At 60.5% G+C, this 12,103-nt stretch carries 9 protein-coding genes; all 9 read left to right on the top strand.

The window, feature by feature from the left end:
• Window positions 1-220 precede the first annotated feature (220 nt).
• The 9 genes from panB to KW849_RS27480 all read left to right on the top strand — a co-directional run bounded on the left by panB (window position 221) and on the right by KW849_RS27480 (window position 12,055).
• Window positions 221-1,021 carry a 3-methyl-2-oxobutanoate hydroxymethyltransferase gene (gene panB, locus KW849_RS27520; RefSeq protein ID WP_218432559.1) on the top strand — a complete coding sequence of 267 codons (801 nt, stop codon included), beginning with the start codon at window positions 221-223 and terminating at the stop codon, window positions 1,019-1,021.
• Entirely contained in the window at window positions 1,018-1,878 is an 861-nt protein-coding gene (panC, locus tag KW849_RS27515; RefSeq protein WP_218432558.1) for a pantoate--beta-alanine ligase, read from the top strand. The genes panB and panC overlap by 4 nt, the downstream gene beginning before the upstream one ends.
• A gap of 119 nt (window positions 1,879-1,997) precedes the next feature.
• Window positions 1,998-2,378, top strand: coding sequence for an aspartate 1-decarboxylase (gene panD, locus KW849_RS27510; RefSeq protein ID WP_003228271.1), 381 nt, complete (start codon window positions 1,998-2,000; stop codon window positions 2,376-2,378).
• 224 nt (window positions 2,379-2,602) lie between these two features.
• Window positions 2,603-4,267 (top strand): glucose-6-phosphate isomerase, encoded by a 1,665-nt coding sequence (gene pgi / locus KW849_RS27505; RefSeq protein WP_218432553.1) that lies wholly within the window; start codon window positions 2,603-2,605, stop codon window positions 4,265-4,267.
• Window positions 4,268-4,525: 258 nt separating this feature from the next.
• Window positions 4,526-6,463 carry an acetate--CoA ligase gene (acs, locus tag KW849_RS27500; protein ID WP_218432552.1) on the top strand — a complete coding sequence of 646 codons (1,938 nt, stop codon included), beginning with the start codon at window positions 4,526-4,528 and terminating at the stop codon, window positions 6,461-6,463.
• A gap of 146 nt (window positions 6,464-6,609) precedes the next feature.
• Complete coding sequence (locus KW849_RS27495; protein ID WP_218432551.1) at window positions 6,610-7,482, top strand: oxygenase MpaB family protein; 873 nt, start codon at window positions 6,610-6,612, stop codon at window positions 7,480-7,482.
• Window positions 7,483-7,691: 209 nt separating this feature from the next.
• Window positions 7,692-8,708 (top strand): class I SAM-dependent rRNA methyltransferase, encoded by a 1,017-nt coding sequence (locus tag KW849_RS27490; RefSeq protein WP_218432550.1) that lies wholly within the window; start codon window positions 7,692-7,694, stop codon window positions 8,706-8,708.
• A gap of 93 nt (window positions 8,709-8,801) precedes the next feature.
• Complete coding sequence (locus tag KW849_RS27485; RefSeq protein WP_218432549.1) at window positions 8,802-11,759, top strand: DUF748 domain-containing protein; 2,958 nt, start codon at window positions 8,802-8,804, stop codon at window positions 11,757-11,759.
• Complete coding sequence (locus KW849_RS27480; RefSeq protein ID WP_218432548.1) at window positions 11,759-12,055, top strand: DUF2845 domain-containing protein; 297 nt, start codon at window positions 11,759-11,761, stop codon at window positions 12,053-12,055. Before KW849_RS27485 ends, KW849_RS27480 begins: the two co-directional genes overlap by 1 nt.
• Window positions 12,056-12,103: the final 48 nt, after the last annotated feature.

Here is a 12,103-nt window from a genome sequence, read left to right as displayed (position 1 = left end):
TTACCCCGGTAACACCCCACCCGTAACAATGCGGTAACACACGCAATTGACTTCCCTCGTTCTCCTCACGACTATAGGCGTCCCGCTGCCGCTAACACGGCATTCAAGGGCGCAATCCAGGCCTTAAAAGCACGACTAAAGAACGTGCGCCTGTATTCAACGAAGAATCACGCGCGTTACTCGCAGTAGTTTCCACAGCGCCTGAATGAGGAAGTTTTTCATGCCAGCCATCACCCTGACCACCCTGCAAGGTCTGAAGCAAAAAGGTGAAAAGATCACCATGCTGACCTGCTACGACGCGACCTTCGCCCACGCCTGCAATCAGGCTGGCGTCGAAGTGCTGCTGGTGGGCGACTCCCTCGGCATGGTTTTGCAGGGCCACGACAGCACCTTGCCTGTCACCACCGCGGAAATGGCTTACCACGTGGCCGCCGTCAAACGCGGTAACAGCGACGCCTTGATCCTCGCCGACCTGCCTTTCATGGCCTACGCCACCACCGAACAAGCCATGACCAACAGCGCCTTGTTGATGCAGGCCGGCGCGCACATGGTCAAGGTTGAAGGGGCATTGTGGCTGGCCGATTCGATCCGCCTGCTGGCCGAGCGCGGCATCCCTGTCTGCGCGCACATGGGCCTGACGCCGCAATCGGTGAATATCCTTGGCGGCTACAAGGTCCAGGGTCGCAATGAAAACCAGGCGCGGCAGATGCGTGCCGACGCGATCTCCCTGGAACAGGCTGGCGCGGCAATGCTGCTGCTCGAGTGCGTCCCGAGCGAACTGGCGGAAGAAATCACCCAGGCGGTGAAGATTCCGGTGATTGGTATTGGCGCCGGCAATCGCACCGACGGCCAGGTGCTGGTTCTGCACGACATGCTGGGGCTATCTATTAGCGGCCGCATGCCAAAATTCGTAAAAAACTTCATGACTGGCCAAACCAGCATTGAAGCAGCACTGAATGCCTACGTGACTGAAGTCAAAGCGGCGACCTTCCCTGGGATCGAACACGGATTCTCTGCATGAACACCGTAAAAACCGTACGCGAACTACGGGCCGCAGTGGCCCGCGCCCGTAGCGAAGGCAAGCGCATCGCTTTTGTGCCAACCATGGGCAACCTGCACAGCGGCCACGTGGCGCTGGTGACCAAAGCCTCCCAGCGGGCGGACTTCGTGGTTGCGAGCGTTTTCGTCAACCCGCTGCAATTCGGTGCTGGCGAAGACCTCGACAAGTACCCGCGCACCCTTGCCGCCGACCAGGAAAAACTGCTCCAGGCCGGTTGCCATTTGTTGTTTGCCCCCACTGTTGAAGAGATGTACCCCGACGGCATGACCGGCCAGACCCGCGTCAGCGTGCCGCAATTGTCCGAAGGCCTGTGCGGTGCCAGCCGGCCGGGGCATTTCGAAGGCGTGGCGACGGTGGTCTGCAAGCTGTTCAACATGGTCCAGCCGGACCTGGCGATTTTCGGCGAAAAGGATTTCCAGCAACTGGCGGTGATTCGTGCGCTGGTACATGACCTGAACATGCCGATCCAGATCATCGGTGAGCCAACCGTACGGGCGGCCGATGGCCTGGCGCTGTCGTCGCGCAACGGCTTCCTCAACGAAGAGCAACGCGCTGTGGCACCGGTGGTCTACCGCACGCTGAAAGCGATCGGCGAGGCGATCAAGCAGGGCGAACGCGACTACCCGGCGCTGATCGACACCCAGATCAAACAGCTCGAAACGGCCGGCCTGCGTCCTGACTATCTGGAAATCCGCCATGCCCTGACCTTGCGCCCAGCGACGGCGCAGGATCGTGACCTGGTGATTCTGGTGGCGGCGTTCCTCGGTACGACGCGGTTGATCGACAACCTGCACCTGAACCTCGACGCTGCGGTTTAAGCAGCAAGATCAAACAACAAAACCAAAATCAACGGCGAGATCAAAAGATCGCAGCCTGCGGCAGCTCCTACGCGCCTGCAGGCGCTGCCCGCCGTTCGATTCCGACCTGAGAAACACTCATGCACGCCATCATGCTCAAAGCCAAGCTGCATCGCGCCGAAGTCACCCACGCTGTACTCGATTACGAAGGCTCCTGCGCCATCGACGGTGAATGGCTGGACCTGTCCGGCATCCGCGAGTACGAGCAAATCCAGATCTACAACGTCGACAACGGCGAGCGCTTCACCACCTACGCCATCCGTGGTGAAGAAGGTTCGCGCATGATCTCGGTCAATGGCGCCGCGGCGCACAAGGCCAAGGTCGGCGATCGCGTGATCATCTGCGCTTACGCCCATTACAGCGAAGCCGAACTGCTCAACTTCAAGCCGCGCATGCTCTACATGGCGCCGGGCAATGAACTGAGCCACACCAGCAACGCCATTCCGGTCCAGGTCGCCTGATCCGAGTCCTGTCTCTTCCGTTTGTCGGACTGTTCCTAACTTTGGTGTTAAAAAAGTACCGGAAACAGGTCAGACAAAGGCAAGACAGATCATTGCGCGGGGTTTACTGTATTCGCCCTGCGCCATGAAATCGTGTCGACGCAGTTGACCGGAACGCCCACCCACAGCGCTCCGGGATTTTTAGTGTTCAAAAGGCCGTTCAAGTAATAAGGAAACCCGCAGCGATGGCGTATTACCGCACTCCTCACGACGTTACCGCTTTGCCCGCCTGGCAAGCGTTGAATGACCACCGCCAAGCCATGCAGGATTTCAGCATGCGCGAAGCCTTCAATGCCGATCCGCAGCGTTTTACTCAATTCACCCTCAGCAGCTGCGGCCTGTTTCTCGATTATTCGAAAAACCTGATCAACGCCGAAACCCGCAATTTGCTGGTGGGCCTGGCCAACGAAGTCGACCTCAAGGGCGCAATCAAATCGCTGTTCGACGGCGAAATCGTCAACTCTTCCGAAGGCCGTCCGGCCCTGCACACCGCCCTGCGCCGCCCGGTTGGCGACAAGCTGTCGGTCAACGGCGTCAACGTGATGCCCGAAGTGCACAAGGTGCTGAACCAGATCACCGACCTCGTCGGCCGTATCCACGACGGTCTGTGGCGTGGTTACACCGAGAAGCCGATCACCGACGTGGTCAACATCGGCATCGGCGGCTCCTTCCTCGGCCCTGAGCTGGTGTCCGAAGCGCTGCTGTCTTACGCCCAGAAAGGCGTGCGTTGCCATTACCTGGCGAACATCGACGGCAGCGAGTTCCACGAACTGACCATGAAGCTGCGTGCCGAAACCACGCTGTTCATCGTCTCGTCGAAATCCTTCAACACCCTCGAAACCCTGAAGAACGCCCAGGCCGCCCGTGCCTGGTATCTGGCCCAGGGTGGTTCGGAAGCCGAGTTGTATCGTCACTTCATCGCGGTATCGAGCAACAACGCCGCCGCGGTAGCGTTCGGCATCCGCGAAGAGAACATCTTCCCGATGTGGGACTGGGTCGGCGGGCGCTACTCGCTGTGGTCGGCCATCGGCTTGCCGATTGCCCTGGCCATCGGCATGTCCAACTTCAAGGAATTGCTGTCCGGTGCCTACACCATGGACCAGCACTTCCAGAGCGCGCCGTTCGAACAGAACATGCCGGTGCTGCTGGCCTTGCTCGGCGTGTGGTACGGCAACTTCTGGGGCGCTCAAAGCCACGCGATCCTGCCGTACGACCACTACCTGCGTAACATCACCAAGCACCTGCAACAGCTGGACATGGAATCCAACGGCAAGAGCGTACGCCAGGACGGCAAGCCTGTGTCCACTGACACCGGGCCGGTGATCTGGGGCGGCGTAGGTTGCAATGGTCAGCATGCCTATCACCAGTTGCTGCACCAGGGCACCCAGTTGATCCCGGCTGACTTCATCGTGCCGATCGTAAGCTTCAACCCGGTGTCCGACCACCACCAGTGGCTGTACGCCAACTGCCTGTCGCAGAGCCAGGCGCTGATGCTCGGCAAGACCCTTGGCGAGGCCGAAACCGAACTGCGCGACAAAGGCATGAGTGAGGCCGAGGTGCACAAACTCGCGCCGCACAAGGTGATCCCGGGCAACCGTCCGAGCAACACCCTGGTGGTCGAGCGCATCAGCCCGCGTCGCCTCGGTGCACTGGTGGCGATGTACGAGCACAAAGTCTTCGTACAAAGCGTGATCTGGGGCATCAACGCCTTCGACCAGTGGGGAGTGGAGCTGGGCAAGGAGCTGGGCAAAGGTGTCTACAACCGCCTGGTCGGCAGCGAAGAAACCGCGGCCGAGGACGCCTCGACCCAGGGGCTGATCAACTACTTCCGTGGTCGTCACCGCGGGTGATAGGCTGAAGGGGCGGTTAGCCCGCCCCTTCGACTTGCTGCATCGACACTTCAAACGGCACCAGGTTTTCTGCAAAAACGGTGACGTGCGCTATCACTGTAGGAGCTGCCGAAGGCTGCGATCTCTTGATCTTCAAAGCAACGTCAAAAGATCGCAGCCTTCGGCAGCTCCTACGAGGGTCGCACAGCTCCCCTCTTGAACCCATTAGACTCTCGGCGCATCTTTATCCTTGTCGCAATACAAGAATAAGGAACCGTCATGTTCGATATCAGCACGTTCCCCAAAGCCGATGCCGTACGCCGGGCTGCTCAATTGAGTCAAGACGACTATCAGCGCCTGTACCGCGAGTCCGTTGAACACCCCAGTACGTTCTGGGCTGAACAGGCCACCCGCTTCCTCGACTGGAGCGCACCGTGGCAGACCGTCCAGCGCTACGACCTGAAGACCGGTGAGGCCAGCTGGTTTGCCGGTGCAAAACTGAACGTCAGCTACAACTGTATCGACCGGCACCTGGAAAACCGCGGCGATCAGGTCGCCATCATCTGGGAAGGCGACGACCCTGCCGACTCCACCTCCATTACCTACAAAAAACTGCATGAAAACGTCTGCCGCCTGGCTAACGTGCTGAAAAGCCGTGGCGTGAAAAAAGGCGACCGCGTGTGCATCTACCTGTCGATGATTCCCGAGGCGGCCTACGCCATGCTGGCCTGTACCCGCATTGGCGCGGTGCATTCGGTGGTGTTCGGCGGCTTCTCCCCGGACTCGTTGCGCGACCGTATTCTCGACGCCGACTGTCGTACCGTGATTACCGCGGACGAAGGCGTGCGCGGCGGCAAGGTCGTGCCCCTCAAGCAGAACGTCGACAAGGCGCTGCAAAGCTGCCCGGACGTGAGTAGCGTGCTGGTGGTCGAGCGCACCAAGGGGCAGGTGAACTGGGTCGATGGACGGGACATCAAGTATCACCAGGCCCTGCACGATGCCAGCGCCGATTGCCTGCCCGAGCCGATGGACGCCGAGGACCCGTTGTTCATCCTCTACACCTCCGGCAGTACCGGCAAACCCAAAGGCGTGCTGCACACCACCGGCGGCTACCTGTTGCAAGCCGCGATGACCTTCAAGTACGTGCTGGACTACCGCGATGGCGAAGTCTTCTGGTGCACCGCCGACATCGGCTGGGTCACAGGCCACAGCTACATTGTGTACGGCCCGCTGGCCAACGGTGCGACCACGCTGATCTTCGAAGGCGTGCCGAGCTACCCGAGTACCTCGCGCTTCTGGCAGGTGATCGACAAGCACAAGGTGAACATTTTCTACACCGCCCCGACGGCGCTGCGTGCGCTGATGCGCGAAGGCCCCGAACCGTTGAAACAAACATCCCGCGCCAGCGTCAGGCTGCTCGGTACGGTCGGCGAGCCGATCAACCCGGAAGCGTGGCAGTGGTACTTCCATGAGGTCGGCGAAGAACGCTGCCCGATCGTCGATACCTGGTGGCAGACCGAAACCGGCGGCATCATGCTCAGCCCGCTGGTCAGTGCGCAGCGGATCAAACCCGGTTGCGCGACACAACCAATGTTCGGCGTGCAGCCGGTATTGCTCGACGAGCAGGGCAAGGAAATCAAAGGCGCCGGCAGCGGCGTACTCGCCTTGAAGTCCAGCTGGCCCGCACAGATCCGCAGCGTCTACCGCGACCCGCAACGCATGGTCGACACCTATTTCAAACCTTACCCCGGCTACTACTTCACCGGTGACGGCGCACGACGCGATGAAGACGGTGATTACTGGATCACTGGGCGCATCGACGATGTGATCAACGTGTCCGGCCACCGCATCGGCACCGCCGAAGTGGAAAGCGCCCTGGTGCTGCACGAGAGCATCGCCGAAGCAGCTGCAGTCGGTTATCCCCACGACATCAAAGGCCAGGGCATCTATGTCTTCGTCACGCCCATGAAAGGCCTCGAAACCAGCGATGAACTGAAGAAAGAATTGCTGGCCCTCGTCAGCCAGGAAATCGGCAGTTTCGCCAAGCCGGACTTGATCCAGTGGGCGCCGGCCCTGCCGAAAACCCGTTCAGGCAAGATCATGCGGCGCATTCTGCGCAAGATCGCCTGCAATGAACTCGACAGCCTGGGCGATACTTCGACCCTGGCTGACCCGAGCGTGGTGCAAGACTTGATCGATAAACGCCTGAATCAATGACGTACTGTCTTCTGTAGGAGCAGCCGGTCGACGCTCGATCGCTCGCGATGAACTCCGACGCGCCGTGTATATTCAGGAAACACGCGTTATCGTTAACGACCATCGCGAGCAATCGAGCGTCGACCGGCTGCTCCTACAGGGTATTCATGGAATTCATCCGCACCCGCATCGAAACCCAGATCATGAGCCTGAGCGGTTTGTCCCTGGGCAAACTCGACCTGGAAAACCCCATAGGCGACCCCGGACTGTTCGGGCCAGACTCGGTGAGCTGGCAAGTCCATGGCGATTTCAGCAGCATGCTGATCGGCGGCATCAGCGCCCTGATGCTGCAAGCCCTGCACCCGCTGGCGTTGGCCGGGGTTTGGGACCATTCAAACTTTCGTGAAGACATGCTCGGCCGCTTGCGCCGTACCGGGCAGTTCATTTCCGGCACTACGTTCGGCTCACGACAGGACGCAGACTGGTTGATCGAGAAGGTCCGTACCATCCACTTGCAGATTACCGGCACCGCGCCGGATGGGCGCCCCTACGCTGCCAGCGATCCCGATTTACTGACATGGGTGCACGTGGCGGAAGTCAGTAATTTCCTCGCTGCACACTTACGCTATCGCAATCCGCACCTGCCCCCAGCCGATCAGGATCGCTATTACGCTGAAATTGCCCTGATCGCCGAGCGACTCGGGGCCAGGGATGTACCCCGTTCGCGGCGGGAAATTGCCGACTACCTTGAGCGCATCCGTCCACAACTGCTGTGCGACGAGCGCAGTCGTGAAGTCCTGCGCCTGTTGCTGAACGCCCCATCCCCCAGTCGCTTGGCCAAACCTTTCGGCGGTTTGATGATGCAGGCCGGGATCGATCTGCTGCCGGACTGGGCCAGTGACATGCTCGGCGTCAGCCAGAACCCGCTGCAACGCAAGCTGATCCGCGCCAGCGTCAATCGCAGTGCGCCAATGCTGCGCTGGGCGGTGCGTAATGGGTCGGTGCAGCGGGCCAAGCGGCGGATGGGGTTGCTGACCTGAGTACAGGTCCTTGAATGTGATCACTCTGTGGCGAGGGAACTTGCTCCCGCTCGAGTGCGCAGCACTCGCATATAAATCGAAACGTACCAGGATTTTGGGGCCGCTTCGCAGCCCAGCGGGAGCAAGCTCCCTCGCCACGGGCAAGCCCCTCATCTCTGTTCCACAGTGTTAAACTCCCGCGCCCAATTCCCTCCTGCAAGGCGCCCAGCATGTCTTCCTTGAATCAGGCGCTGCGCGCCGCCCTCGAACGTCGCCAGGATCTGCTGACGGAGCTGCACAGCCAGGGCACCGATTGCTATCGCCTGTTCCACGGCAGCCAGGAAGGTGCCGGTGGCCTGACCATCGACCGCTATGGCCCGCAACTGATGGTGCAGAGCTTCCACCAATCGCTGGAGCGCGAGGAACTGCTGGAACTGCACGAAACGATCAATCAGCACCTGGGTTTTGACACCCTGCTGGTCTACAACGACCGCTCCCGTGGCAACTCGCGCATCGATCGCGAAGACATCGTCTACCGCGCCGACGAAGCCGCCCTGCAAGACCTGGTCGGCCACGAATGGGGCCTGAACTATCGGGTGCGTGGTCGCCATGCCGGACAAGACCCGCTGCTGTTCCTCGACCTGCGCAACACCCGTGGCTGGGTCAAGGACCACAGCAAAAACAAAAGCGTGCTGAACCTGTTCGCCTACACCTGTGGTGTCGGTCTCAGTGCTGCCGCCGGCGGCGCACGCGAGGTGTGCAACCTGGACTTCGCCGAAGGCAACCTGGCGGTCGGCCGAGAGAACGGTCAACTCAACCCGCTGTTGCCAACCATGGAATTTATCCAGTCCGACTACTTCCCGGCCATTCGCCAACTGGCCGGCCTGCCGATCAGCCAGCGCCGTGGGCAAAAACTGCCGAGCTATCAGCGCCTGGAACAGCGTCAGTACGATCTGGTGCTGCTCGACCCTCCGGCCTGGGCCAAGAGCGCATTCGGCACCGTCGACCTGCTGCGCGACTACCAGAGCCTGCTCAAACCGGCCCTGCTGACCACCGCCGACAACGGCGTGCTGATCTGCTGCAACAACCTGGCGAAAGTCAGCATGGACGACTGGCGCGAACAGGTTTTGCGTTGCGCAGAGAAGGCCGGGCGGCCGGTGCGTGAGTGGAGCGTGATGAAGCCAGGCGCCGACTTCCCGTCGATGGATCAGCAACCACCGCTGAAAACCCTGATCCTGCAGCTCTGATTACTGTGGGAGAAATCTGAAACTTACTGAACAGGGCGATCACTTGGGAACCGGAAACGCGTGCCATACTCCAAGGCTCTCCGATCCAGACAGATGAAGCCGCAAATGTACAAAGGATTGATTCGCGCCATTGGCGCCTTGTTGACTGCTCTGGCCCTCTACAGCTTGCTGGGTTTTCTGATTTTACCGGGTGTCGCGCTGCGCGTTGCCAACCAGCAACTGGCCAACTACGCCACCACGCCCGCCACGATCCAGCGGATCGAATTCAATCCGTTCAGCCTTGAACTGACCCTTTGGGGCTTGAACATCGGCGAGCCCGGCAAGGAGCAGGTCGGTTTCGAACGCCTGTACGCCAATCTGCAACTCGACAGCCTGTGGACCAAGGCGGTGCACCTGTCCGATGTCGAGCTGGACAAGCCCAAGACCGAAATCCTGTTCGGCAAGGACGGCAAACTCAATCTGCTGGGGCTGTTCAAACTGCCAGCGAGCGAACCCACACCCGCCGACCCGGATGCCAAGCCGTTTCCGCTGCGCATCGAGCGGATCAAACTGGCCGGCGGCGCCGTGCACTTTGAAGATGCCCGGCCCAGCGAGCCCATCGAGTTTCTCTACGACACACTCGATTTCGAGCTGAAGAACCTCAGCACCCTGCCCGATGACAGCGCCGACATGACCCTGGTGGCCGTCGGCCCCAATGGCGGACAGATCGACTGGACCGGCAACTTCAGCCTGGTCCCGATCGCCTCCGAAGGTAAGCTGAAAATCACCGATGGCAAGATGAAAGCCTTCTGGCCCTATGTGCGCGACGCCGTGCCACTGGACCTCGAAAACGGCGTCATGAGCATCAGTACCGACTACAAATTCAGCCTGGCCAAGGAAACCGAGCTGCTGTTGAGCAATGTAGCGGTCAACATTGCACCCTTCGCGATCAAGGCCCCGGATGGTCGGCCTCTGGTGAAGCTCGAACGCCTGGACGTCAGCGAAACCACCGTGGACCTGGCCAAGCAGCAAGTGGTGGTCGGCAAGATCCGCAGCCACAAACTGGAAACCTGGGCCGCACTGGAATCGGACGGCCAACTCGACTGGCAGAAACTGTTCGCCAGCCAACCGTCAAAACCCGCAGCCAAAGCCAAGGCGGATGCCGAACCGGCCAGCGCCCCGGCGGCAGCTGACTCACCGAAACCTGAACCGGCCGCGCCAGACAAACCTTGGCAAGTGCTGCTCAAGGATGTGCAGTTGCGCGACTACCAGGTGCATCTGGCCGACCGCAAGGCTCAACCCGCCGTCGCCCTGGACCTGAGCCCGCTGAACCTCGACCTGCAAAACTTCGACAGCCTCAACGGCTCGCCCTTTACCCTCAAGCTCGATACCGGCGTGGGCAAACAAGGCAGGATCATGGCCGACGGCGAGGTCAACCTGGCCCCCGTCAGCGCCAGACTGAAGGTCCAGACCAGGGACATCGACCTGCGGGTTGCCCAGTCCTACATCACGCCGTTCATTCGCCTGGAACTGCGCAGCGGCATGCTCGGCAGCGATCTGGCGGTCGACCTGAAAAGCACCGACCCCCTGGCCTTCAACGTCACCGGCCGCGCCCAGGTCGATCAGTTGCATACCCTGGACACCCTGAAAACCCGCGACTTCCTCAAGTGGCAACAGGTCGTGGTCGAAGGCCTGAACTATCAGCATGGGGACAGCCTGTCGATCGACAAGATCAACCTGTTCCAGCCCTATGCGCGCTTCATGATCAACGATGATCGCACCACCAACATCGACGACCTGCTGATTCCGCAACCCGCGGACTCCGGGGCAAAACCGGCGGCGAGCAAACCGGGCGGCAATGAAAAGCCGTTGGGCATTCACATCGGCGGCATTTTCATCAATGATGGTTCGGCCAACTTCGCCGACTTCAGCCTGACCCCGAACTTCGCCACCGCCATCCAGCAACTCAACGGGCAGATCGGCACCATCGACAGCCGCCAGCCGAAACCGTCCGGTGTCGACGTCAAGGGCAAGGTCGATCGCTATGCGCCGGTGACCATCAAGGGCGCCGTCAACCCGTTCGACCCGATGGCCAGCCTCGACATCGCCACCAGCTTCAAACGCGTGGAACTGACCACGCTGACGCCCTACTCCGGCAAGTTCGCCGGCTACCGTATCCGCAAGGGCCGGCTCAATCTCGACCTGCACTACCAGATCACCAAGGGCCAGCTCAAAGCTGAAAACAAAGTAGTGGTCGAACAACTGCAACTGGGTGAAAAAGTCGACAGCCCGGATGCCGTGAGCCTGCCGCTGAAACTGGCGATTGCCTTGCTCAAGGACGTCGATGGCAAGATCTCCATCGAACTGCCGGTCAGCGGCGACCTGAACAACCCGCAGTTCAGCATCATGCCGATTATCTGGCAGAGCCTGCGCAACATGATCGTCAAAGCCGCGGCAGCACCGTTCAAGCTCATTGGCGGGCTGGTCAACGGTGGTGGCTCGGAAGACCTGGGCAGCGTTTCATTCGCAGCCGGTTCCAGCGACTTGGGCAAGGACGCCGAAGGTGCCCTGGACAAACTGTCCAAAGCACTCAAGGAGCGCCCGGCCCTGCGCCTGGAAATCGAAGGCACCGCCGCCCAGAGCAGCGATGGCCCGCTGATAGCCGAACAACGCCTGGAGCGTGAATACCAGTACAACTACTACAAAATGCTCCAGCGCCGCGGCGACAAGGTCCCGGCCCAGGCCTCGTTGCTGGAAGTGCCGGACGACGAAAAAGGCCCGCTGCTTGAAGGTATCTACCGCATCCGCCTGAAAACCCAGCCCCCTGCCGAATGGAAGGACCTGGGCAAGGAAGAGCGCACCGCGAAAATGCGCGCCGAGGTGATCAAGTTCTGGAGCTCCAGTGACGTGCTGTTGCGTCAACTGGGCCAGGAACGCGCCAGCAGCATCAAGGATTACCTGGTCGACAAGACGCAGCTGGAAGACGACCGGGTGTACTTCATCGACGCCAATCTGGGCGAGGCGCAAAGTGACGGTCGCGTGGTGACACCGATGCATCTGGATGCCGAGTGATGATTCGGTGGCTGCTGGCAGGCCTGGTTCTGGCGTTATCCGCCAGTCAGGTCTGGGCGGCCGATACCCTGCGCTGTGGCAGCCAATTGATCAGCGTCGGCGATCGCTCGAGTGAGGTTTTGCACAAGTGCGGAGAACCGGTCAGTCGCGACCTGTTGGGTTACAAGCGCAGTGCCGATCGGCGCGAGGAGTTTCAGGTCGAGGAATGGACCTACGGACCGAATGGCGGGATGTATCAATACTTGCGGTTCGAAGGTAATCGGCTGAAGCAGATCACCAGCAAACGCGGCAATTAATTTGCCACTACCCAATGTGGGAACGGGCTTGCTCCCACATTGGGTTTT

It is taken from the genome of Pseudomonas sp. PDM26 (genome assembly GCF_019219185.1).
In the GTDB taxonomy this organism is placed as follows: Bacteria; Pseudomonadota; Gammaproteobacteria; order Pseudomonadales; family Pseudomonadaceae; genus Aquipseudomonas.
Note: the sequence above shows the minus strand (reverse complement) of the source record. Positions and strands in the feature narration are given on the sequence as shown.

Excerpts from the sequence above, each read along its gene's own strand:
- panB (WP_218432559.1), top strand. The coding sequence starts at position 221 with ATGCCAGCCATCACCCTGACCACCCTGCAAGGTCTGAAGCAAAAAGGT.
- panC (WP_218432558.1), top strand. The coding sequence starts at position 1,018 with ATGAACACCGTAAAAACCGTACGCGAACTACGGGCCGCAGTGGCCCGC.
- panD (WP_003228271.1), top strand. The coding sequence starts at position 1,998 with ATGCACGCCATCATGCTCAAAGCCAAGCTGCATCGCGCCGAAGTCACC.
- pgi (WP_218432553.1), top strand. The coding sequence starts at position 2,603 with ATGGCGTATTACCGCACTCCTCACGACGTTACCGCTTTGCCCGCCTGG.
- acs (WP_218432552.1), top strand. The coding sequence starts at position 4,526 with ATGTTCGATATCAGCACGTTCCCCAAAGCCGATGCCGTACGCCGGGCT.
- KW849_RS27495 (WP_218432551.1), top strand. The coding sequence starts at position 6,610 with ATGGAATTCATCCGCACCCGCATCGAAACCCAGATCATGAGCCTGAGC.
- KW849_RS27490 (WP_218432550.1), top strand. The coding sequence starts at position 7,692 with ATGTCTTCCTTGAATCAGGCGCTGCGCGCCGCCCTCGAACGTCGCCAG.
- KW849_RS27485 (WP_218432549.1), top strand. The coding sequence starts at position 8,802 with ATGAAGCCGCAAATGTACAAAGGATTGATTCGCGCCATTGGCGCCTTG.
- KW849_RS27480 (WP_218432548.1), top strand. The coding sequence starts at position 11,759 with ATGATTCGGTGGCTGCTGGCAGGCCTGGTTCTGGCGTTATCCGCCAGT.